This is a genomic window from Geomonas diazotrophica (genome assembly GCF_018919385.1).
GTDB classification, from domain to species: Bacteria; Desulfobacterota; Desulfuromonadia; order Geobacterales; family Geobacteraceae; genus Geomonas; species Geomonas diazotrophica.
The window spans coordinates 1-23,608 of sequence record NZ_JAHLMF010000024.1 but is presented as its reverse complement, the minus strand read 5'-3'; the positions used below and the strand labels follow the sequence as shown (position 1 = coordinate 23,608).

14 protein-coding genes, 4 tRNA genes and 1 riboswitch are annotated in these 23,608 nt (G+C 60.6%); of the genes, 10 read left to right on the top strand and 8 right to left on the bottom strand.

Going from position 1 to position 23,608, the window contains the following annotated elements; translation table 11 throughout:
• Nucleotides 1-70 precede the first annotated feature (70 nt).
• Both KOM00_RS19480 and KOM00_RS19475 read right to left on the bottom strand, forming a co-directional pair.
• Nucleotides 71-1,495, bottom strand: coding sequence for a hypothetical protein (locus KOM00_RS19480; protein ID WP_216500681.1), 1,425 nt, complete (start codon nucleotides 1,493-1,495; stop codon nucleotides 71-73).
• A gap of 425 nt (nucleotides 1,496-1,920) precedes the next feature.
• Nucleotides 1,921-2,652: an AraC family transcriptional regulator gene (locus KOM00_RS19475; RefSeq protein WP_236027094.1), complete on the bottom strand. Its 732-nt coding sequence runs from the start codon at nucleotides 2,650-2,652 to the stop codon at nucleotides 1,921-1,923.
• A gap of 154 nt (nucleotides 2,653-2,806) precedes the next feature.
• Here KOM00_RS19475 and KOM00_RS19470 point away from each other — a divergent pair, with 154 nt between their 5' ends.
• Nucleotides 2,807-3,580, top strand: coding sequence for a class I SAM-dependent methyltransferase (locus KOM00_RS19470; RefSeq protein WP_216500679.1), 774 nt, complete (start codon nucleotides 2,807-2,809; stop codon nucleotides 3,578-3,580).
• A gap of 105 nt (nucleotides 3,581-3,685) precedes the next feature.
• Here KOM00_RS19470 and KOM00_RS19465 read toward each other — a convergent pair whose 3' ends face one another.
• The 4 genes from KOM00_RS19465 to KOM00_RS19450 form a co-directional block, all read right to left on the bottom strand.
• The gene (locus KOM00_RS19465) at nucleotides 3,686-4,762 is read right to left on the bottom strand and encodes a hypothetical protein (protein WP_216500678.1); all 1,077 of its coding nucleotides are present in this window, start codon (nucleotides 4,760-4,762) and stop codon (nucleotides 3,686-3,688) included.
• Between the two features lie 74 nt (nucleotides 4,763-4,836).
• Nucleotides 4,837-6,342, bottom strand: a complete 1,506-nt coding sequence (locus KOM00_RS19460; RefSeq protein WP_216500677.1) for a patatin-like phospholipase family protein — start codon at nucleotides 6,340-6,342, stop codon at nucleotides 4,837-4,839.
• Complete coding sequence (locus KOM00_RS19455) at nucleotides 6,333-6,569, bottom strand: hypothetical protein (protein ID WP_216500676.1); 237 nt, start codon at nucleotides 6,567-6,569, stop codon at nucleotides 6,333-6,335. Before KOM00_RS19455 ends, KOM00_RS19460 begins: the two co-directional genes overlap by 10 nt.
• A 417-nt stretch (nucleotides 6,570-6,986) precedes the next feature.
• On the bottom strand, nucleotides 6,987-9,221 hold the full coding sequence (locus KOM00_RS19450) for a vitamin B12-dependent ribonucleotide reductase (RefSeq protein ID WP_216500675.1): 2,235 nt from the start codon (nucleotides 9,219-9,221) through the stop codon (nucleotides 6,987-6,989).
• 237 nt (nucleotides 9,222-9,458) lie between these two features.
• Here KOM00_RS19450 and KOM00_RS19445 point away from each other — a divergent pair, with 237 nt between their 5' ends.
• The 8 genes from KOM00_RS19445 (at nucleotide 9,459) to KOM00_RS19410 (ending at nucleotide 13,955) form a co-directional block, all read left to right on the top strand.
• Nucleotides 9,459-10,529, top strand: coding sequence for a sensor domain-containing diguanylate cyclase (locus tag KOM00_RS19445; RefSeq protein WP_216500674.1), 1,071 nt, complete (start codon nucleotides 9,459-9,461; stop codon nucleotides 10,527-10,529).
• Nucleotides 10,526-11,794, top strand: coding sequence for a right-handed parallel beta-helix repeat-containing protein (locus KOM00_RS19440; protein WP_236027093.1), 1,269 nt, complete (start codon nucleotides 10,526-10,528; stop codon nucleotides 11,792-11,794). The genes KOM00_RS19445 and KOM00_RS19440 overlap by 4 nt, the downstream gene beginning before the upstream one ends.
• 273 nt (nucleotides 11,795-12,067) lie before the next feature.
• Entirely contained in the window at nucleotides 12,068-12,787 is a 720-nt protein-coding gene (gene rph / locus KOM00_RS19435) for a ribonuclease PH (RefSeq protein WP_216500673.1), read from the top strand.
• Entirely contained in the window at nucleotides 12,784-13,395 is a 612-nt protein-coding gene (locus KOM00_RS19430) for an XTP/dITP diphosphatase (RefSeq protein ID WP_216500672.1), read from the top strand. Before rph ends, KOM00_RS19430 begins: the two co-directional genes overlap by 4 nt.
• Nucleotides 13,396-13,547: 152 nt before the next feature.
• Nucleotides 13,548-13,625: transfer RNA gene (locus tag KOM00_RS19425), tRNA-Pro, on the top strand.
• A 21-nt stretch (nucleotides 13,626-13,646) separates the two neighbouring features.
• Nucleotides 13,647-13,723: transfer RNA gene (locus tag KOM00_RS19420), tRNA-Arg, on the top strand.
• A gap of 12 nt (nucleotides 13,724-13,735) precedes the next feature.
• Nucleotides 13,736-13,811: transfer RNA gene (locus KOM00_RS19415), tRNA-His, on the top strand.
• A 59-nt stretch (nucleotides 13,812-13,870) separates the two neighbouring features.
• Nucleotides 13,871-13,955: transfer RNA gene (locus KOM00_RS19410), tRNA-Leu, on the top strand.
• A gap of 66 nt (nucleotides 13,956-14,021) precedes the next feature.
• Here KOM00_RS19410 and KOM00_RS19405 read toward each other — a convergent pair.
• On the bottom strand, nucleotides 14,022-14,891 hold the full coding sequence (locus KOM00_RS19405) for a response regulator (protein ID WP_216500671.1): 870 nt from the start codon (nucleotides 14,889-14,891) through the stop codon (nucleotides 14,022-14,024).
• Between the two features lie 72 nt (nucleotides 14,892-14,963).
• A riboswitch (cyclic di-GMP riboswitch) is annotated at nucleotides 14,964-15,040 on the bottom strand.
• Between the two features lie 264 nt (nucleotides 15,041-15,304).
• Entirely contained in the window at nucleotides 15,305-22,153 is a 6,849-nt protein-coding gene (locus KOM00_RS19400) for an InlB B-repeat-containing protein (protein WP_216500670.1), read from the bottom strand.
• A gap of 926 nt (nucleotides 22,154-23,079) precedes the next feature.
• Between KOM00_RS19400 and KOM00_RS19395 the strand changes: the two genes are divergently transcribed.
• Nucleotides 23,080-23,412 carry a hypothetical protein gene (locus KOM00_RS19395; RefSeq protein WP_216500669.1) on the top strand — a complete coding sequence of 111 codons (333 nt, stop codon included), beginning with the start codon at nucleotides 23,080-23,082 and terminating at the stop codon, nucleotides 23,410-23,412.
• Nucleotides 23,413-23,608 lie beyond the last annotated feature (196 nt).

Here is a 23,608-nt window from a genome sequence, read left to right as displayed (position 1 = left end):
TCAAAACTGCCCCGCATCCGTCTCGGCGTGGACAAGAGAAGGGGGAGCTTACGCTCCCCCTTTTGCTTTATTACAGCTCGTGCGGCGGAACCGACCAGGTGGTCGATTTCTGGTAGTGGCAGACGTCGCAGACGCCCAGTGCGTAGCTCTTGTCCTTGCCGGTCGGGTACACGGCCCTGATGGCACCCTGGAGCGTGGAGTTCTGGACGTTGTCCGGGGCAGAAGTCGAGGGGTTTTCGCCGTGCGGCATACCGTGGCAGGTTTGGCACAGCAGTACGCTGGTATAGTGGCCGCGGGCGTTGATGTATTTACCGAACAGGTTCGGATCCCAGGTCACATTGGTTTTGTAGGTGTTTGCGCTGTGGCAGGTGAAAGCCGAGTTGATTCCCGGGCTTGGGTTGTAGCAGGTCGGCAGGGTTGCCTGCAGCCAAGGCTTCGCCAGCTGGTTGGTGGCTACCCTCTGGTTTAGGTTGCCATGGCAGTCGGAGCACCAGATGGCGGTTTTGCCCTTGTGCGCACCGCGATAGCAGTTCACATTGTTGCCGGGATGGCAGTCGTAGCAGTTGTTGGCGATATTCGCGTCGTACTGGGTCAGCACCTTTTGGCTCTGGGAGTGGAAGCGGTGCAAGACGTCGGAGAAGGAATACGCCGATTTCTTGAGCGTGAAGTTAGCCCCGGAAAGGAGCTTGGTCCCGGTGGGCCAGCCGGGTGCGGCGCTCTCGCCCATGGCCGGATCCCAATGGCACCAGGAGCAGCGCACCGGGCCGCCCTTGCCGTCGCCGTCAGGATCGATCATGGCGATGTCGATCCCGCTGGAGTTCTGGCTGTGCATTTTGCCGAGGTAGGCGAAGGAGCCGGCCGGGGTTGCGGGATAGCCGTTCTGGCTGGCCAGGGTGAGGTGGCAGGAGCAGCAGCCGCCGAAGGCGACCGGGACCACGGTCGAGGTGGTGGCCAGGACGGCACCTGCGGTGTTCTTCACCGTGACGTTGGCGGTGAGATACGGGTCGCGTTTCGGACCGCCCAGCGGGTCGGTCATGATGTCCTTGGTGGTACCGGTGGTGACCGGGTAGGCGGGGATGCCTGCTGCGACGTAGGACATGGACTGGCTGTCATAGGACATGAGGTCCGCGATACCTTTACCGGTAAGGCCTTTGACCTTGCCGTTCACTACGGGCTGGAAGCCCGGGAACAACTTCGGTGCGTTGGCGATCCAACTGGAGAAGTAGGTGTCCGCCTGCAGTGTGGCATCGGTCTCTTCGGCAAACGAGTAGCTCACGGTGACGCCGGAGCTGACGACGATCGGCTTGTCGCCGCCGTACTGGATAACCTGGGCCCTGATCGTGTTGAAGGGGGGCAGCAGCAGGAATCCTTCAAAGGTCGGGCAGGCACAGTGCATGCCGAGGTCATTGTTGGCGATTACCTTGTAGGTCACCGCCGCATTCGCGGTGCCGGCGGCAAGTATCGCCCCCATCAGTGCAAGTACTACATTTTTCATTTTTCCTCTTTTTAATTCCAAAACAATTCCTCCTTGAGAACCTTCGGTTTTTCCTGCGAGGGTCCCGGCGTGACTAGGGTGTGTACCTCACCACAGTCACCCCGGCAGTTTGGTATTCGCGCATCCCGGAATGCAGCTACATATAATTAGCATTAAGCATGCCACCGTTGTTGGTGTAGGTAAGTGTCGGAAGTGTAACGATTCGGATGGTGAGGTGGTTTGCGCTTTAATGAGGGTGAAAACGCGCACCCGCAACCGGCAAGGCTGAAAATGCGGTTGATTTCACTCAGAGGAAATCACCTCAGGGACGTAGGTAGTTCCCTTTTGACGACTGGATGGGGCTTGATGGGGCGACGGTCCTGCGCCGGTACTCGGGGAACCTCTGGCACCGCGCAGGGACGGGGACGTTGTCCTTTTTGCGGGGGTCAACTTGGGGTGGATGTGCCGCTGTTTTGGCTGAGGTATTGTCCGGGGGATGCGCCCAGGGCCTGGCGGAACATGTCGATGAAGGCGCTGAGGCTTTGGTAACCGAGGTCGAAGGCGACTGTCGTCACGCTCTGTCCGCTTGCCAGTCGCTCTATCGCCTCCTGCAGGATCAGCCGCTTCTTCCATGCCCCGAAGGTAAGGCCGGTTTCGCGGATGAAAAGCCTCGCCAGGGTGCGGGGACTGGTGCAGGCGACTGAGGCCAGCCCCTCGATGGTCTCGATGCCGCCAGGGTCCGCGATCATCCTCTCTATGGCCCGCTGCAGACGCTCGTCATGCCCCATGGGGAGACGCAGTTCGGTCGGCTCGGCCTGGCACAACTCGTCGACGAGCACCATCATGAGCCGATATCCCGAACTCTCGGGTAGATAGTTCTCGCCGACGGTAACCACCTTGAGAATCAGCTCCCGCAAGAGGGGGGATACCTTGAGGATGGTGCACTCGTTGGGCAACCTGCCGGATACGCCTCTCTCCAGGAACAGATTCCTTAGCGACACTTCCCCGGGAAAATAGACCTCGTGCTCGACATCGGGGGGAACCCATACAGCCTGAGACGGAGGGACCACGAGCACTTCATTGCCGCTCACCACCCTCATCACGCCTCGGCTGGCGTAGATGAGCTGGCCGCGGGGGTGGGCGTGGGGCGCGGCACACCCGGCATGTTTTACCTCCATGGACAGAGGTATAACCGGCAAATGCAGGTCCGTTCTCCAGCCGATTTCAATCGGCGCCAGTTTTGGCAGTTTCGCGACACTCATTGGCCGTATATAGCAAGACAGCCAGGGAGATTGCAAGCTATTGTGATCATCATTTGAAAAGGGGGGGACGATGACCAACGATAAAGAGCAGGCGCACCGGGAGAAGATCATAGAGCAATTCTCCCAGCAGGCCGTACCGTTCACCCAGGTCCCGGGGCATCACGATGCGCTGCAGGCGCTGGTCGAATTGTCGGGAGTCGGAGAGCGGGATGAGGTGCTGGACGTGGCCTGCGGCCCGGGGATGGTTGCCTGCGCGTTTGCCAGGCGTGCCAGGCTGGTGACGGGAGTGGACATCACCCCCGCCATGATCGAGCAGGCCAGGCAGCGTCAAGCCGAACAGCAGCTTGCCAACCTCACCTGGGACATCGGCACCGCCGTTTCGCTGCCTTACCCGGATGATTCCTTCTCCCTGGTCCTCACCCGCTACAGTTTTCACCATCTCCTGGACCCGCAGGGGGCTTTGGCCGAAATGATCCGGGTCTGCCGGCCGGGCGGCGCGGTAATGGTGGCCGATGTCGCCGTTCCTTCGGCAAAATCGGCCGCCTACGACCGGTTGGAGCTGATCCGCGACCCTTCCCATACCCATGCCTTGACCGAGGAAGAATTCGCGACGCTGTTCCAGCGCTCCGGTCTGGTTGACTGCCGCCGGAGTGCTTACGGCGTGGATATCGAGCTGGAGACGCAGATACGGGCATCCTTCCCGAAGCCGGGGGACGACCAGGTGATCCGGGAGATGGTCACGGCGGACGTCGGTGTCGACAGTTTGGGGATCAACGCCCGCAGGGAAGACGGCAAGATCGTCTACACCGTGCCCATTGCGGTCTATGTCGGCAGAAAAAGGTAGTAAACGGGGAACGTATCGACTGAACCAACGCCCTTCGTGGTCGTCGACCTGGAAAAACCCGGACCTGATCAGCGAGAGGTTGGCTGCTGCATGAAACGGCTGCTTTCAGCTCCGGAACAGTCCTTTCAGCAGCTCGAAGATGCCCACCTTGTCCATGATGTAGGTGACAAGACCGACAGCAACCATAAACTGTGTCTTTGTCCACTGCCAGCGGGACTCGAGGATGCGGGCCTTCTCCATGGAGTGATTGATGAGCGCTGGGATGCCGAAGGAGTTGTAGGCCGCCTTGAGCAGGTGCTGGGCCTCGATCGATTGAACCGGGGGGAGCGTGACGAAAGAGGTCCTGATACGGCCGAGGGATTCCAGACGCCGGTTTACGATCCAAGGGTTCGGCAGATAAGCGCGCAGCGAAGCTGTGGTCACATCCATGCGGTCAGCCAAAGAACAGAGGGAGCGACGGAGGATGATGGCGCATTCATATACCAAGGCTGATCGCAGCAGGGCGGTTTCATAGTTATCGCCCACCCCGCCGTCATACACTGCAAGCGCGTCTGTCCAGCGTATAAAGAGCATTTCGTACATACGGTCGCTGAGGTTTTGCCCTTCGATTGCGGCGAGCAACGCAGCTTCCTTTTGTCCCTCATAGTTCCCCGTAAGCCAGCGCCCCAGCTTGACCCGTTTTTCCCGACAGTCCATGATGTCAGCGACAGGTTCGGTGATTTTAACGCCGGTGAGCGGATAACGGCGCTCGCTTCGCCGGATTAAGACGCCGGAGCCTGAGGCGGCAATGGTATCCTCGAGGGTGCTCTTGAACTTTTCATAGGCGAGGTAGTGGTTGTCCCAGGCCTTCGTTTTTAAGTCCAGCGGATCGGCTCCATGAGGGGTGGCCTCCCAAATGCATAGAACCCCCACGGCATATTCACAACTCACCAGAAGGGAAGCTATCAGCTCCGAGCTCATAAACATCTGAGAGAGGTCCATTCGCTCCATGCCGCGCAGGCACGTCTCCTCCCCGTCAGCCCAATCAAAGACCCATCTGAAGCTGCAGCAAAACTGCCCCATATTAGGCGACTCCCGATCTGACCATTGCCTGAGGAAGCACAACTGGGCGTCCGATAAAATGTCACCTTCGAAGTCGATGTCGAAGAAGGAGATGTTGTTAACCCGTTCCACTGTCGGCATAAAACCTCCCGGATGTTAAGCGGCTGGTGGGGTGAGGACGCTGTCCGGACTGGCTCGGCCCATCCTGGCCTTGTTCAGTATTTGCCGCACACCTCGTTGATGAGTGCCTGGTCGATGGTGACCTGGTCCGGCTGCCACTTCGCGTCTATCCGCTTCATGACCTCCTGGAACCTTTCCGAGTTCATCAACAGGTACTGGGCCGAGACGCGCAACAGGCGCGTGGTCGGTTCCGGCAGCGAGAAGTTGGTCGGGAGCTCCTGCAGGCAGCGGCGCAGATGCGGGTCGGGGATGTCATCGAAGGTAAGCTCGACAAAGCCATAATCGGTGGTGAGGGGATTGGGGATCGGTTCTGGCTCGGGGCCTCTCGCCGTGCCTCCCTGCTCGTCCGCGGGCCGGAATGCCTGCTTCAGCCGCGCGTTGCAGGAATCGATGGTCCGCCCCAACTGCTTCATCTGATTGAAATGGCCGTCGGTGCTCTCCAGGCTGTCGAAAGAGACATCGTCCATGGGACCGTTCATGACCACGTCCAGGACCGCTCCCACGCCGGGAGGCGAACTCTTCGCGTCCCAACTCCGTTTCTTGGTGGTTTTCGCGTTGGCGGAGATGAAGATGATCCGCCCGATCCTTTCTCTGTTGATTTGCTTCACCAAGCTCCAGGCGCTGTCGAGCGTCGTTACCGCGGTGAACGGCCCCCTCAGGCCGAGGTTGTCCGAGAGCCCCCCGTCGAGCAGGTGGGCGTAACGACGGTCCGGTTCGCGGTAGGAGTGCGCGGCGGTCGCGTCGGCGATGCGGCGCTTGTCGCGGTTGCCGGGCTTGAGCGCTTCTTCGACCCAAAGCGGCAGCGGAACACAGCCATCCTTGTAGATGTTGAGCGTAAGCGGAGCGAAGGCGACCGGGAAATTGGATGAGGCGGCAACCCCCCGCGAGACGGAGACGCCTGAGAGGTCTGAGCAGAGCAGGTCGAACTGATCCTGGGTGAATTCGAAGCGGTGGGTGATGCCGATGTCGGTGGCGTTGAGCACCAGAAAGGGGGAACTCCCTTTGGGACGCTGAAGCAGCGCGCCGAAGCTCATCCCTTTGAAGATGGCATGGTCGTAGTACTCTTCGGCCATGTCGATGCGGCTGAAGTCAGGGGAAGCAAGGCGCCACCAGTTGTACGGGTTGAGCATCCTCCACACCAGCGCTCCCTGGATGTTCCGGGTCAGCACCTCTTTGGGAAAATCGGTGAAGAAGGTGTCGGGGAAGAGTGCGTAGTACGCGGAAGTGAAACTGCCGCCTGAGACGGAGGAAACGATCTCCACGTCCTGGAGCAGGGACCGCTTGGAGGCATCAGGCGCAGTGTATGTGACCCTCTGAAGTTCCTCCATCAGCCCGAAGGAAAAGGCGGCGGCGCGGGTTCCCCCGCCGGAAAAGGCAAGGACGACGAAAGGTTTCTCCTTGCTTGGCGGCAGGCGCACGGTGTCGTAGCGATAGCCCGGCTGGGAGGACGAGGCTGGAGGATTGTCGTGGTAGTGGGCGCACCCGGCGCAACAAAGGGCGGCGAATAGGAACAGCTTCAGCGGCAAAGTTCTCATGAACATCTGAAGTGCACCTCCTTGGGGCAGATCGGGTCGGTATCGCAGATGTTCACCTCCACCGTCTTCGGGACGCAGTTCCCCCCGTTTTGGCAGCGCAGCGAGATGATGTGTAATCCCGGATTGCACAGCTTGACCGAGACCTTGCCGTCTGCGTCCTTGTTGGTTCCCTGGCTCACGCCATCAACAAACACCTCACCGATGCCACGACAGCGACAGACGAAATATTCCATGGCTGACCTCTTAGATGTCTCAGTTGAGACGGGTGATAGCTGAGGGAAACCGATAGCCGTCGGACTTCTGTAGCCTTTCAATCCAAGTGATGCTCGTTACGTGTAGCGAAAGTGCAGAGGAGCGGTTCGAGTTGGGCGGCGGGATTGGTTGATTCTAACTCAGGTGGCGGGAAAGTAAACTGCTTGGGGTAGTAGGGGGCTGTGGGCCATTATGAGCGGGGGCAGGCGGAACCGTCCTTTCGGAGAGGCTTTCCCCTCACTCATCAAGGGCTTCTATTTATAAGTAGGGAAACAAAAAGAGGACCGCGCCAGCATGGCTGGTGCGGTCCCCCTTCGTTTGCTTCTACTTCCGTTTGATACTTTTTGCTCAGCCTGTCTTTCTAAGACCCCTCGCAATAGTAGCGTTCAACTGACTCGCTAGGCACACTCGGAGTAGCCGCAGACGCGGCATACTGCGCAGCCGCCTTCGTGCTCCACGACACCACCACACTCAGGGCAGGCGCCTCTCTCGAAGGCGGGGGCTTCGATGACTTCGGCATGACCGGTGAGGGCCAGGTGCGACTGGATCGCCTTGGCGACGGCGTCGGCGCAGGAAAGGACCTTGTTGTCGCCGAAACCGCTCGGGCTGTGGCAGGAGATGCCGAGGAGCTGCTTCACGACCTGACGGGCCTGCACGCCGCTTCTCCAGGCGAGCGATACCATGCGCCCGATGGCCTCGGACTGGCTCGCGGCGCAGCCGCCGGCTTTGCCCATGGTGGTGAAGACTTCGAAGAGACCGGAGGCGTCTTCGTTGATGGTGATGTACAGCGGACCGCAGCCGGTCTGCATCTGGTAGGTCCAACCCTTGAGCGCCTTGGGACGCTCGCGCTTGATGCTGCGCTTCTCTTCCGCGGTCAGGGGCACGGCGGCCTTGGGCTCTTCCTTCTTGCCGACGGAGAGCACCTGCTCGTCGCGGGAACCGTCGCGGTAGATGGTGACCCCCTTGCAGTTCATCTGGTAGGCCAGACGGTACACCTCCTCGACGTCCTCGATGGTGGCTTCACGCGGGAAGTTCACGGTCTTGGAGACGGCGTTGTCGGTGTGGCGCTGGAAGGCGGCCTGCATGGTGATGTGCTCTTCCGGGCTTATGTCGTGGGCGGTGACGAACACGTCGCGCACGTCCTCGGGGATGGCGCTGATGTCGTGCACGGTGCCGTGCTCGGCGATCCGCTGCATCAGCTCCTCGCTGTAGAAGCCCTGCTCCTTGGCGACTTTCTCGAACAGCGGGTTCACTTCGACCAGGATGTTCTTGTCCATCACCTGGCGCACGAAGCTGACCGCGAAGAGCGGCTCGACGCCGGAGGAGGCGTTGGCGATGATGGAGATGGTGCCGGTCGGGGCGATGGTGGTGACGGTCGCGTTCCTGATCGGATCGCCGCCCGGGACGTCGTACACGCTACCCTTGAAGTTGGGGAAGGGGCCGCGGGTCTTGGCGAGCTCGCGGGAGGCGATCTTTCCTTCCTCGTTGATGAACTGCATCACCTTCTCGCCCAGCTCGACGGACTCCTCGGAGCCGTAGGGGATGCCGAGCATGATCAGCATGTCGGCCCAACCCATGACGCCCAGACCGATCTTGCGGTTGGAGCGGGTCATCTCATCGATCTGCGGCAGCGGGTAGTTGTTCACCTCGATGACGTTGTCCAGGAAGTGAACGGCGGTGCGCACGGTCTCCTTCAGCTTGTCCCAGTTCACCTTGCCGTGGACCACGAACTTGCCCAGGTTGATGGAGCCCAGGTTGCAGGACTCGTACGGGAGCAGCGGCTGCTCGCCGCAGGGGTTGGTGGACTCGATCTCGCCGATGTGCGGGGTCGGGTTGTCCTTGTTCAAGCGGTCCAGGAAGATGATCCCCGGCTCGCCGTTCTCCCAGGCCTGCTTAACGATGCGGGCGAACACCTTGCGTGCGTTCAGGGAGCCGGCCGGCTTCTTGTCGCGCGGGTTCATCAGGGTGTAGTCCTTGTCCGCGTCGACCGCCTTCATGAACTCCTCGGTGATGCCGACGGAGATGTTGAAGTTGTTCAGCTGGCGCTGGTCGTTCTTGCACATGATGAAGTCCATGATGTCCGGATGATCGACGCGCAGGATCGCCATGTTGGCGCCGCGACGGGTGCCGCCCTGCTTGATGGTCTCGGTGGCGACGTCGAACACCCTCATGAAGGAGAGGGGGCCGCTGGAGATGCCGGTGGTGGACATGACCACGTCGTTTGCCGGACGCAGGCGCGAGAAGGAGAAACCGGTGCCGCCGCCGGATTTGTGGATCAGCGCGGTGTACTTGACGGATTCGAAGATTTCCTCCATGCTGTCGCCCACGGGAAGCACGAAGCAGGCGGAGAGCTGCCCCAGTTCGCGACCGGCGTTCATCAGGGTCGGGGAGTTGGGGAGGAACTCGAAGTTGGTCATCATGCTGTAGAACCTGTCGGAGAGCGCCGAGATGTCCGCCTTCTTGTCGAACACGGTGTCCGCCTGCGCGATCGCCGTGGCCACGCGACGGAACATGTCGGATGCAGTCTCAAGGGGCTTCCCGGTCTGGTCCCTCTTCAAATAGCGCTTCTCCAGCACCGTCAATGCGTTCTTGGTGAGACCCGGGATCTGACCCTTTTCGACTGTTTTCTTCATAACCTTTCGTCCTCCTTGGAATATTCAACATGTAGCCATGTCATTTGCTTGGGGCCCTACATTTTGTGGGCGGCCAGAAATAAACCACAAGATGTATGACGAAGTCAAGCGTTAATAGATTAAAATTTCCGCCCCTCATAAAAAACGAAATTGCCGATGTTTACACAGCTCGGCCATTTACAAGCACGGCGTCGCTGTGATATTAATGGCTGGCTAATTTTCCTGCCGGGAGCCTCCATGACCCAGTGTGATTGCAACAGCCAGAAAGAGTCGCTCGAGTCCCAAGTTAAGGCGCTCAAAGACCTGATTGAGGTTGCCAAAGCCGTCGTCTCTACGCTCGACCTGGACACGGTGCTGCAAGCCATCCTCACCTCCGCGATGAGATTTGCCGAAACCCCGGCCGGGAGCGTTGCGCTCTATTACGATGCGAAGCGCGAGCTCAGTCTGCACGCGCATTCGGGTCTTACGGCCGACTTCGTGAAGAAGGAGCGCTGGGAGGTTGCCCCGGGGGGGCTGACCGAGCAGGTGCTCAGGGGGGGGGAGATCTTCTATATAGAGGACACCGAGAAAACCCCCTTCTTCAACAACCCGATCGCCCTGAACGAGGGGATCCGCTCGCTGGTCTGCGTGCCCCTTATCTTCCAGGAGCGGATCGTGGGTATTCTCTACCTGGACGACTTCGCCCCGAGGCAGTTCGACCGGGAGAAGCTGAACCTGCTCTCCATCCTGGCCTCCTTTGCCGCCATGGCGATCCACAACGCCACGCTGCACAAGCAGACCAAGCTTTTGGCGATCACCGACTCGCTGACCGGGCTGCACAACCACCGCTACTTCAAGCAGTACTTCCGGCAGGAGATGGCGCGCGCCAGGCGCTACCACAAGCCGTTTTCCATCATCATGATGGACGTGGACGACTTCAAGTCCTACAACGACAGCTACGGCCACGCCGCCGGCGACCGTCTTTTGGAACTGATGGGTGAACTGATCCTGCAGACCATCCGCGGCGTCGACGTCGCCTTCCGCTACGGCGGGGAGGAGTTCATCGTGCTCCTGCCGGAGACGCGCCTGGAGCAGGCCATCCTCGCGGCGGAGCGTCTGCGCGACAGCGTGCAAAACGGCACCGCCAGCAGGCTGGTGGAGGGGACCAATCGCGGCGTGACGGTGAGTATCGGGGTTGCGAGCTATCCCGAGAACGCCGACAAGATGGACGAGCTGTTCAATATCGTGGATTCGTTGCTTTACCTCGCCAAGCGCTGCGGCAAGAACAAGGTCTACCACCAGGAAAGCCTACAGATCCCTGTCCAATGAGACGATACCTGACACCATTTATCTGCGGGCCGCTTCTGGCGGCCTTTTTGCTTCCCACCTTCGCCAAGGCTACGGTGGGCACGCCCCCCTTGGCCAAGGCTTCGGCCTTCGCTGACGCTTCGGCGGACAGGACGGCGGACAGGACGGCGGACAGGACGGCGGACAGGACGGCGCTGGTCAAGATCGCGGCTGCCGAGACCGGTTCGGTCAAGACTTCGGGCGACGAGGCTGGCGCGGCTGCAACTCCGGCTGCACCGGTGGCACAGCGCGTTGAGGCACCGTTCAAACCTGCACTCTCCTACGTCGACCAGATGCTGACCGAGGACACGGTCTGGCGCGGGGAGGTGCTGGTGCAGGGCGCGGTGACGGTGGCTTCCCAGGCGACGCTGACCGTGGAACCGGGAACGGTGGTCCGCTTCAAAAAGAGCGAGGGGCGCAATCCGATCCTGGTCGTGCAGGGACGCCTCGTCGCTTCGGGCACCAAGGATGACCCTATCCGCTTTACTTCCAACTTCGCCAATTCGACGCCGGGAGACTGGCAGGGGGTGACCCTGCTGGGGAGCGAAAAGAAAAACGTCTTGGAGAACTGCCGCATCGACGGCGCGCAGACGGGACTGGAGGCGCTCTTTTCAAACCTGACCCTGAAGGGGGTGCGGGCCGAGCGCTGCGCGGTCGGCATGCGCTTCCAGGATGCGCTGCTGCAGATGGAAACGGGGGGCGCCTCGGACTGCGAGACGGGCCTTGTCTTCGCCAACAGCGAGTCGACCCTGCGCGGCTTGAACCTGATCGGCAACCGGGTGGGGATCTCGGCACAAAAAAGTTCCATTTACCTGCAGGATGCCAGTCTCGCCATGAACCGCTCCGCCCTCTCGTGCGACAACTGCCGGGTCAAGCTCGCCGGCGGGGCGGCGCTGGACAACGGGCGCGGGGTGACCCTTTTGGAGTGCGAGGGCAGTGTGAGCGGCATGAAGCTCGCGCGCAACAGCGATTACGGTCTGTCCCTGACCGGCTCGCGGGTCCGGGTGAACGGCAACCTGATCACCGGCAACGGGATGCAGGGGATGCTTGTCTTCGACGGCGCAGGCGTGGCCTGGGACAACGTCATCAGCGGCAACAGCGGGCACGATATCTACAACGCCGGGACCGAGGAGTTCCGCGCCCCCAACAACTTCTGGGGGGAGAGCGGACCCAGGATCTACGACAACGGCGGCCGCGGCAAGGTGAACGTCGTGCCGCAGCTCAAAACAGCGCCCAGCGGCAACTGACTCGGCAGCCGTTCAATGTTCGACGTTGAACCGAACATCGGGTGGCCGGGTGAATAGCGGGCTCGGGCGGTTGACGTGCAACGGTCAGGTCCGGATCGGGGTGTCACCGCCGGGGAACGGCGGCACGGGGGACTGACCGCGAACGTGGTCTGTTGCACCTTGACCCCTTCAGGTCGAGTCGAAGATGCAGCCGTCGGGGAAATGGCGGTTTTAAATAGAAGAAGGATAAACGAACGTTGAACGTTGAGCGTTGAACGGCTTTGGGAGACAGAGATGACACGTAGCAATGGCCGCGCGGCGGACGCACTCAGAGATGTTAAGATCACCCGCAACTACCTGAAGCACGCCGAGGGGTCGGTCCTGATCGAGTTTGGTGACACCAAGGTCATCTGCAACGCGACGGTGGAGGCAAGGGTTCCGTCGTTTTTGAAAGGGAAGGGGACCGGCTGGGTGACGGCCGAGTACTGCATGCTGCCGCGCGCTACCCACACCCGCAACCAGCGTGAGTCAGCGAAGGGGAAACTCTCGGGACGCACCCACGAGATCCAGCGCCTGATAGGCAGGTCGCTGCGCGCGGTGGTGGACATGGAGAAGCTCGGCGAGCGCTCCATCCTCATCGACTGCGACGTGATCCAGGCCGACGGCGGCACCCGCACCGCTTCCATCACCGGCGCCTACGTGGCGCTCGCCGACGCGCTGCAGAACCTGGTGGACAACGGCGAACTGAGCGAAAGCCCGCTGCGCGAGGCGGTGGCCGCGGTGAGCGTCGGCATCATCGACGGCGTTCCCTTCCTCGATCTCGACTACCCGGAGGACTCCAGCGCCGAGGTGGACATGAACTTCGTGATGACCTCGTCCATGCGTTTTGTCGAGGTGCAGGGAACCGCCGAGGCGGAGCCGTTCACATTAGAGCAGATGGACGCCATGCGCAGCCACGCCATGCTCGGGCTCTCCCGGCTCTTCGAACTGCAGCGGGAGGCGCTTCAGGCATGAAAGAGCTCCTGGTAGCGTCGGGCAACAAGGGGAAGCTGAGAGAGTTCGCCGAACTGTTGCGCGGGGTTGTGGAGACGATCCTTTCTCCCGCCGACGTTCCGGATCTCCCGGAGGTGGTGGAGGACGGCGACACCTTCGAGGCGAACGCGATCAAGAAGGCGCTCTCGGCGGCCCGGTTCACCGGGAAGCCGGTGCTCGCCGACGATTCCGGGCTCTGCGTCGACTACCTCGGCGGGCGTCCCGGCGTCTTCTCGGCGCGCTTTGCCGGCGAGCACGCCAACGATGCCGACAACAACGCGCTCCTTTTGAAGGAGCTGGCCGGCGTGCCGCGCGAGGGGCGCACGGGTGCATTTCACTGCGTCATCGCGCTCTGCCTTCCCGACGGGACCTGCCAGACCTTCGACGGCATGCTGGCGGGGGAGATCCTGGAGGCGCCGCGGGGCGAGGGGGGGTTCGGGTACGATCCGTTGTTCCTGGTCCCCGAGTACGGGCAGACCTTCTCGGAACTTCCCATGAACGTGAAGAACGCCATCAGCCACCGCGGCCGTGCGATGCGGATGCTCAAAGAGGCGCTCACGCAAAGCCGCCAAGACGCAAAGAACGACTAACAGGGATGAAAGGGATAAAGGGGATGTTGCTTATCCTTCGGAAGAATTTATCCCTGTCATCCCCTTCATCCCTGTTCCTTTGGTTGTTGTGTTTACGAGAAAAAAGATCTTGCACACCCCGAAACGCTGTGCTATAAACGTGCTTCTTGAATCGGGGTGTAGCGCAGCCTGGCTAGCGCACCTGCCTTGGGAGCAGGGGGCCGGAGGTTCGAATCCTCTCACCCCGACCACTCATTGCAGGCTCTACTTCTGCGCCTGTAGCTCAGCTGGATAGAGCAACGGCCTTCTAAGCCGTAGGTCAGAGGTTCGAACCCTCTCAGGCGTACCACAATTGAATATGGTGGGTATGGTGAAGCGGTTAACACAAACGACTGTGACTCGTTCATACGTGGGTTCGAATCCCACTACCCACCCCAACCTATAAAAAGCGACCCCGTTTAAAAAGCGGGGTTTGTTGTTTCAGCTGTGCGATTTTGCGAGAGTGGCGGAATTGGCAGACGCACCAGACTTAGGATCTGGCACCTCACGGTATAGGGGTTCAAGTCCCCTCTCTCGCACCACCAACCAATTCAAAAGGCCGCCCGGCAACGGGCGGCCTTTGCTGTTTCAGGATCTCCGCGTAGCGCTCAATACTCTTCGGTCATAGCCAGGGCGCGCTGGACTTTGACGGAAAGGGTGGCTTCGCGCAGGGGTTTGGACATGAAGTCGAAAAAGCCCCGCCGCAACGCGGTGGCTTCTTCATCCACCGTGGCGGCGGAGGTCATCAGGATCACCGGCACGTTCGCCGTCTCCGGGAATGTGCGCAGGCTCTCCAACACGGCGTAGCCGTTCAGCTTGGGCATCTCCTTGTCGGTGATCACCAGGTCGAACCGGCTGGACATGATCTCCTTGAAGGCCTCCATGCCGTCGCCGGCACAGACGGCGTGGTATCCCTTGCGCTTCAACGAGGAGCTGATGAAATGGCTCACCGCCTGGTCGTCATCCACGACCAGCACGCTTTTCTTGTCGGTTGCCGCCGCCGGGGCCGATTTCAGGTAGTGCAGCTTGATGGCCAGCATGATCTCGCGCCGGGGGGCCACGTAGGGGAGTACGGTCAGGCCATGTTCTTCCGTCAAGGTGCGCAGCACGCCGGAAAGGGTCGGGTCGCTGATGGCGACGGCCAACTTCCCGTCCTGCATCTTCAGCGGAAAGATCAGATTGGCCAGGGCCACCTTGGTCGGGATCAACCCGAGCAGTGCCTCAGAATACTTGTAGCGGTGAAAGTCCCCGAGGAACTTCATGCCGTGCTGCTGCGCCAGCGCCTGGGCCAACTCGTCCGGCGTCACCAGCTCCAACTCCTCCAGCACGGTTCCGAAACGCTTTCCCTTCTTGCGCGCATACGCGACGAGCCTTTCCACGGTCAGGGCGGAGAGTATGCCCCTCTCCACGAAGATCTCCCCTAACATCTTCCTGGCGGTGCGCTCCCCTGCCTGCGCCGCTCGCTGTGAACGGTCCATCGTTCCCCCTTGGACATCCCCCGGCTCCGTCTCGCGGACGCAAAAAAGCCGGGGCTGAATATCATTTGATATTTCGGCAACCCGGCTGTCTCCTGGAGACCCTTTAGGCTTTCCGCCCCACTCTCGCGAATGGTTTAGTATTGTCGTCTATCACTAAATTTGTTTTAACTTGCTTACACGCTTAGGCAGCCTGTTGTCAAGGCGAAACAATTAAGCGGGATTGAAGCAATGCGCAAGCGGTACTCGACGACATGTTCTGATTGCATTGTCCACATGGCGGTGGCTTCAGTGGGGAGTGGACGCGGCACCGATCAAGATACGCACAAGGAGGCCCGGCAGAATGAACCTGCCGGGCCTAAGGGAGGTGCCGGGTTGTGCCCCGGCACCAATGAGTGGTGAGCTGGAAAACGGGATCAGGGAGTTATCAAGGCAAAGGACGGATCGATTGTGTGGTTCGCACTTATGTTGCTGAAGGTGTAGGAAGTCAGCGCCCCCTGGAAGACGCCGTCCACCTCCACGTTCAGCACCTTGTACCCCGGATCCGGAGTGATGGTGTAGGTAATGCTGTCACCGCCATTCGCGATGGTTTTCCCGGCTGGGGTAATGGTGCCATTGGGTTCGGTGATGGCGTTGATGGTGTAGATGTTCTCGGTGAAAGTTACCGCGATATCATGGTTTGCTGCGATCTTGCTGAAGGTATAGCTCGACGGGGTCCCGACGGAGTTGCCGTCCACGGTGACAGCGGCGATCCGGTATCCGCTGTCTGGTGTGAAGGTAAAGGTCGGGCTGGTCCCGGTAAGCGCGCTTATGGCGCCGGATGGGGTGATGGTCCCCCCCGCCCCGGCACCTGCTGTCACCGTCACCGCGGGATTTGCCTCGAAGATCGACTCGATGGTGTGGTTTGCGGTGATGTTGGTGAAGTTGTAGCTCGTCACCGGTCCCACGGATGTGCCGTCGATCAACACATCCTTCACATGGTACCCCGGGTTCGCGGTGATCGTGCAGTACTGGCTGGCACCGTAGGTGGGGTACACCGCATAGGCCGGCGACATCGAGCCGTTGGCGCCGACGATCGGGGTTATTGTGAAGGTCTGCAACCTGAACGCGGCGCTCAGGACGTGGTTGGCGGTGACGTTGGTGAAGGTGTAGGTATAGGGTGCGGTGGGCTCCTTCGCCAGTTGTCTCCCGTTATCTCCGACCGATACGATCAGGTAGCCGGGGTTCGGGGTTACCGTGTACATGGGGCTGTCCCCCCCTTTGGCGACGGCGACATTGGCGGAAGGGGAGATGGTCCCTCCCGCCCCGGCGTTGGTGCTGATGATGTAGGAGTCGAAGGTGAAGGACACCGTGATGGTGTGGTCCTGAGCGGAGACGTTGGTGAAGGTGTAGCTGCTCAGCGGTCCCTTGGAGACGTTGTCCACCACCACGTCGGCAACGCGGTACGCTGCCGCAGGGGTGAAGGTGAAGGTGATGCTCTTGCCGGAAACGACGGGCACTGCTCCGGCAGGGCTGATGGTGCCATTGTCGCCGGCAGTCGCGGTGATGGTTACGGTGGGGTTCAACCCGAAAACGGACTGGATGGTATGGTCAGCGGTCACGTTGGTGAAGGTGTAGGTGGACACGGCGCCCACCGACACGCCATCCACGAGGACGTCGGTCACGTGGTACCCGGGACTTGGCTGGATGGTGTAAGTCGCGTTGCCGCCGTAGCCGATGTAGGCCGGGGTGTTGGGGTAGTTAACGCCCCCCTCGCCCGCGGACTGGGTGATGGTGTAGGTTATCTGGGTGAAGCTCACACTAATGGTGTGGTCAGCCATGATGTTCGTGAAGGTGTAACTGTCGGCTGCTCCCTTCGATGAACCGTCGACGACGATGCTGGCCACTTTGTACCCGAGTGCAGGGGTGAAGGTGTAGGTGAGCGATGCCCCCGGGGCGATGTTGGTGGTGACGCCCGAAGGCGTGATGGCCCCGTTAGCACCGGCCGCAGCGGTGATGGTGTAGACGTTGAGCGTGAAGGAGACCGCGATGGTGTGGTTGACCGCGGACACTTTCGTGAAGGTGTAACTGGTGAGGGCCCCTTTGGAGACGCCATCGACGACCACGTCGGCGACCCGGTATCCGGGCGCGGGGGTCATGGTGTAGGTTACATTGCTGCCGCTCAGCACGGAGCTGTCACCTGCAGGGCTGATGCTGCCGTTAGGTCCAGCGCTGGCGGAGATGGTGATGGCGGCGTTTGCTTCGAACCTGGCCTCTATGGTGTGGTTTGCGGTGATATTGGTGAAATTGTATCCGTCCACCGGCCCAAGCGAAGTGCCGTCGAGCAGGACGTCGCCGATGTGGTATCCGGCGGCGGGCGTGAACCGGAAGTAGTAGCTCGACCCGTAGGTCGGGGAAACCGGGTACGCCGGCGAGATGGTGCCATTGCCGGTGGCAATGGGGGTAAGGGTGAAGGTGGCGAGCTGGAAGCTCGCGGTAAGCGCGTGCGCCTTAAGGACGTTGGTGAAGGTGTAGGTGTACGGCGCTGCAGGGCGCTTGGCGATCTGTACCCCGTTGTCACCGATGGAGACGATGACGTAGCCGGTATCCGGAGTTACCGTATAGACGGGGCTGTTGGCTCCCTTGAGGACATTGGTGGTCCCTGCGGGGGTGATATTCCCCCCCGAGGTGGTCGTGCTGGCGGTGATGGCGAAGTAGTCGACCCCGGCCACCAGCGGCTCGAAGCTGGCGGTGATGGTGTGGTCAGCCGAGACGCTGGTAAAGGTGTAACTTGACAGCTTGCCGGCGGAGACGCCGTCCACCTGCACGTCCGCGATCCGGTACAGGCCGATGGGGGTGATGGTGTAGGTTATGCTCGCGCCGCTGTTCAGTATACTCTCCCCTACCGGGGTGATGCTGCCGTTCGCGCCGGCAGAGGCCGAAATGCGGTAGGTTATCGGAACGAACGCCGCCGTGAGGGAGTGATCTGCCGTCACGTTGCTGACGGTGTAGCTCGGGACCGCACCGAGTGACTTGCCGTCAAGCTGGACATCGGCAATCCGGTAGCCGGCAGCAGGGGTGATGGTATAGGTGACGCTGCCGCCGTAGGGCACCTCGCTGGTGCCGGCGGGGGTCACGCTTCCGTTCGCACCGGCTGTCGCAATTACGGCGTAGGTCTTGAGGGTGAAGGATGCAGTGATGGTGTGGTTGGCTGTGACGTCGGCGAAGGCGTAGCTCGTTATGGGCCCCATGGCAACGCCGTCGACGGTGACCTGGGCAATGTCATATCCCTGGGCGGCGGCGATGCTGTAGACCGGGCTGTTCTCGTGGGGATAGAGCACGCTGTCACCTGCGGAACTGATGCTCCCCCCGAAGCCGGCAGTGGCGGTTACGATGAAGTAGTCGAGGCTCGCCTCCAGCGGTGTGAAGGCCGCAGTGATGGTGTGATCCGCCGTGACGTTGGCGAGGGTGTAGCTTCTTAACGCCCCCACCGACTTGCCGTCGACGAGGACCGCGGCGACCTTGTAGCTGTCGGTCGCGGTGCTGCCGGTGCTGGGGGTGATGGTGTAGGTGATGGAGGAACCGCTGGCTATGCTGGTCGCCCCTACCGGCGTGATGCTCCCGTTGGCACCGGCGCTGGCGCTGATCTGGTATATGATCGGCGTGAAGGTCGCGGAGATGGTGTGGTTACCTGTCACGTTGACGAAGGTGTAGCTGGTGACGGCGCCGACGGAAGAGCCGTCCACCAGGACGTTGGCCACCTTGTAGTTCGGCGACGGGGTGATGGCGTAGCTATGGGTGGAGCCGCTGATGACATCGGTGGAGCCCGCCGGGGTCACGCTGCCATTGGCATCCGCGGTGGCAGTGATGGTGTAGATGATGGGGGCGAAGGTCGCCGCGATGGTGTGATCGCCAGTGATGTTACTGAAGGTGTAGCTCGTGGTGGCGCCCACCGAGTTCCCATCGACGACGACATCGGCGATCTTGTAGTTGGGGAGCGGCGTGATGGCGTAGACCGCGCTGGTACCGCTGTTCACCTCCCTCGGGCCCACCGGGTCGATGGTACCATTGGCGCCGGCGCTGGCCGTCACGGTGTAGACGATGGGGGTAAAGGTGGCGGCAATGGTGTGGTTGGCGGTGATGTTTTCAAAGCTGTAGCTTGACACCGCGCCTACGGAAACTCCGTCCACCTGGACATCGGCAATCCGGTAGTGCGCGTCGGCGAGGATGGTATAGGCCTTGGTGGTACCGCTGTTCACGCTGCTGGCTCCGGCCGGATCGATGGTACCGTTTACCCCGGCTGTCGCCGTGATCGTATAGACAATGGGGGTAAAGGTGGCGCTGAGCGTGTGGCCGGCGCTGACGTTGGTGAAGCTGTAGCTCGTAACAGGCCCAACCGAGGCCCCGTCGACGAGCACATCTGCCACCTTGAAGTTGGCGGCGGCGGTGATGGTGTAGCTTTGGTCGGAGCCGGCGTTGACCCCCAGAGCCCCGGCGGGGTCGACCGTTCCGTTGGGCCCGGCGCTGGCCGTGATGGTGTACACGATGGGGGCGAAGGTGGCTGCAATGGTGTGGTTAGCGGTTACGTTGGTGAAGCTGTACGTCGAGACCGACCCCAGGGAGACACCGTCCGCTACGACATTGGCCACCTGGTAGTTGGCGGCGGCACTAATGGTATAGCTCTGGCTGCTGCCGCTGTTCACTTGGGTTGTCCCGGCGGGAGTGATGCTCCCGTTGGCTCCGGCAGTGGCCGTGATGTTATAGATGATGGGGGTGAACGTTGCGGCAATGGAATGGTTGGCGGTGATGTTTTCGAAGCTATAGCTTGTTACCGCACCTACCGAGACGCCGTCAACCACGACCTCGGCCACCTTGTAGTTGGGGGCGGCGGTGATGGTATAGCTCCGGCTCGTGCCGCTGTTGACACTCGTCGTTCCTGCCGGACTGATACTCCCGTTGGGACCTTCGGTGGCCACGATGGTATACACAATGGGAGTGAAGGTGGCGGCGATGGTGTGGTTGGCGTTCACACTGAAGAAGGTGTAGCTTGTCACCGCCCCAGCGGAAACGCCGTCGACGACGACGTCAGCCACCTTGTAGTTCAAAGCGGGGGTGATGGCGTAGCTCTGGTCGGTGCCGCTTTTGACCCCGGTTGCCCCCTCGGGGGTGATGCTCCCGTTGGCGCCGGCGCTTGCCGTCACGGTATAGACAATAGGGGTGAAGGTGGCTGCGATGGTGTGGTTCGCCGTCACGTTGCTGAAGGTGTACGAGGTTACCGCCCCCACCGAGGTACCGTCGACGACGACGTCCTTGACCTGGTAGTTTGCGGCGGCGGTGATGGTGTAGCTCTGGTTTGAACCGCTGGTGACACTGGATGGTCCTTCCGGGGTGATGGTTCCGTCGGGTCCAGCCGTTGCGGTAATGGTGAAAACCGATCGGGCGAAGGAGGCGGTGATGCTATGATTCGCCGTCACATCGGTGAAAGTGTAGTCCGTGACCGCACCGACCGATGTGTTGTCGACGATAAGGTCCTGAATGGCGTACCCGGCAGCCGGGGTCGCGGTGAAGGATTGGCTGTTCCCCGTCTTGACCGAGACTGGTCCGGAAGGGGAGATGGAACCGGTGGCCGGGTCCGTAACTCCTGCCGTTATAGTGAAGGCGCCATCGAGGGCGAAGGTCGCCGAGATGGTATGGGATTCCTTGACGTTGGTGAAGGTGAACGTGTCAATGGCCCCGAGATCGTTACTGCCGTCTACCAGCACGTCTTCAATATGGTAGCCGGTATCGGCAGTGATGGTGTAGGTCAGGTTTCCGAAGCGGTCGACCATGGTTATTCCCGCGGGGGAGATCGCCCCGTGGGGGCCAGCCGTTGCGGTAATGGCGACCTGATTTGCACTGCCGGATGCTGTGACGCCGGTGCTCTTCAGCTTGACCAGCCGGTTGTCGTTCATGGCCACGCTGCAGACGGTACCCGACGTGGAGTCGCACCCCGACCACCCGAGAAACTGGGAATTTTCCGAAAGGACCGGCGAGAGGTTCACCATAGTGCCGGCGGGGAACCACTGGTTGCAGGTACCTGAACATTTCTCGCCGGGGGAGAACCCGACTGTGACGTCTTCATTTCCCACCATATTCAGCAGGAGTTTGTAGGTTTTTTTCGGCAACTCCGGGTTGAAAATCTCTGCGCTACTCGCTGCGGAAAGGCCATTCCAGCCGCCGGTGATAAGGACGGTTCCGTTCTGAAGAAGGATGGCCGAGTGAACGTCGCGAACCGAGGTCATATTTACCGTGGGGACAAAGACCCCGCTGGCCGGGTCGAAGACCTCGGCACTGCTTAGGTAGCCTTTCTCGTCGCGCCCCCCGGCAACCAGGACCGTGCCGTTGGGCAAAAGGGTGGAGGTGCAGTCGGAGCGCCCTGAGCCCAGTGCAGAGACCGCGGTGAAACTGCCGGTGGCGGGATCAAAGATCTCCGCGGTTTGCAAGATGTTGGACCCGTTGCGTCCGCCGACGATCAGTACCTTGCCGTCTGCGAGAAGCGTGGCGGAGTGGGCGGAGCGAGGGGTGGTCATGGACCCGGTGACTGCGAATTTTCCGGTGGTGGGGTCGAAGATTTCTGCCGTTGCGACGTAGACGTCGTCTTGCAGGCCGCCTGTAATCAGGACCTTGCCGTTTTGCAGCAGGATTGCGTTCTGGTTCATCCGCGCCGCGGATTTGGAGGGAAGCGTGACAAAGGAGTCAGCCTTGGGATCGTAAATCTCGGCTGTCGTCGCCGGTGCGTTGCCCGTGGTGCCTCCCGAAATAAGGACCTTGCCGGAGGGGAGCAGGGTGCTCGAGTGTCCGATCCGGTCGATGGGTGTTCCTTTGGTCTTGTTGAAGACGCCGGTGGCGGGATCAAATATTTCGGCAGCCTTTACTGTCTCCAATCCATTGCGCCCCCCGACAATGAGGACCTTTCCGTTTGCCATGAGGGTAGCGGAATGATCCTTCCGGGGAAAGAGCATGGGGCGTGCCTTGGAAATCGCTCCTGTCTTGGGGTCGTAAATGTCGGCGGAGTTGAGGCACGAGGTGTCGTTGTAGCCACCGGCGATCAATACCTTGCCGCTCGGCAGCAGCGTGACGGAGTGGCCGTAACGCATCGCCCCCATCTCGGCCTGGTAGGTGAAGTTCTGCGCCAGCGCCGGTTGCGCCGCGAGAATTGCGCCGCATAGGACAAAAAATAACAAATTGAACAAAAGCCGATGCCAGTCGGCTACTCTACCGTACCATCTCCACCGTGAAATACCCATCTGCGCCTCCATTTAATGGCTTAACATACAAGGACAATAAGTGGGCCTAGAGCAGTATACATGCCAAATTTGCAATACTCTGTTTGGGGAGGAGTCATTATCAACCCGGGTGGGGGCAATTGGGATGCCGATTTAGCCGTTCTATCCAATCCAGTAGAACAGACAAGCCCTTAAAAGCAGTACCCGGCACGGCTCACATAAAGTTTTGCGAAATCTTTTTGTCGGAAAACCTTACCCGCGAAATGGCGGAGACGAGATTGAATAATTTAATTAACTCTCAAAACGCCATTCGATGGTAACTATCGTCCACAGCGAAACAACCATTACGCCCGCTATATAACAGTTTTGATTAATTTCATTAGACCGTCGCGGTGAATTGTGTTCTTTCGATGAGCAGTTTACCGGTTCGACCACAACGGAGTGAGACTTCCTGCTGTTTCGGTTTTCCAGCAACTGGCTTGGCGCATCAGTCACCTGAGTAACCGTTTCGTGCGGAAACCAATAGAGAGGTTGCCGAAACTGATTTTTGCGCAGGAGGCGTCTAAGAACTTTGAGACATCCGTCAGCGATTTAACCCAACCCCATTTCGGCCGTCGGGGTAGGTTTCAAATCGCCGCGCTACCTGCAGCAGGCGGACACCGTGCGGATCGAGATCGACGGCATCGGGGTGCTGGAGAACCCGGTGGTAAAGTGGTGAAAAAGGATGCCGGAGGGCAAGGCGCTGCAAAGACGTTCCGGCGTAACGGCTTTATGTGCAAAAAGGTTCACTGCAAGGTGAACCTTTTTGCACCGACTTTTGGGGGGGCTGTCCAGGGTGGCTGCTGCAACTGCCGGTAATCACACGCGGCGGCGAAGCTCGGCGCTCATGGCATGGCTTGTGTAGAAACAGAGGCAGCAGCAACAATCCCTTCGAAGGAGAATAACCCATGAAAAGAACGTTGGCGATTTATGCGGTGACCGCGCTTACCATGCTTTCATTTGCCACCCAGGGCATGGCCCGGGGGGGGATGGGAGGGGGCTCCGGCCACGGCGCCAGTCACGGCGCGGGTGCCGGTGCCGGTGCCGGTGTGGGCACAGGCGCAGCAATGAATGTCGGCAAGTCCGGCGCTGCATCGAGCGGGATGGCCAGCGGGCACCAGGGTACTCATACAACCATGCCAGCGACTAAGGCGAAGACGTCTATGCCGCAGTCGATGAAGGACAAGGCCCCCACCATGCAGCAAACCGCGGGACAGGCCGCTTCCCCGGCTGCTCCCTAGCGGGGCAGAACGGGCCCGGCGACTTGCCGGACCTCGCAGTACTGAAAAAAGGCTTACCTCTCACGGGGTAAGCCTTTTCTTATGTGGCCATTAGTCAAGTTTCTTTTCAAAGATCAAGAGGTGATAACCTTCTCGTAGGGCATCTTTCAACGGAGGATGCCTTTTCTTATTCGCGCCAGACTCACGCCGAGTACCG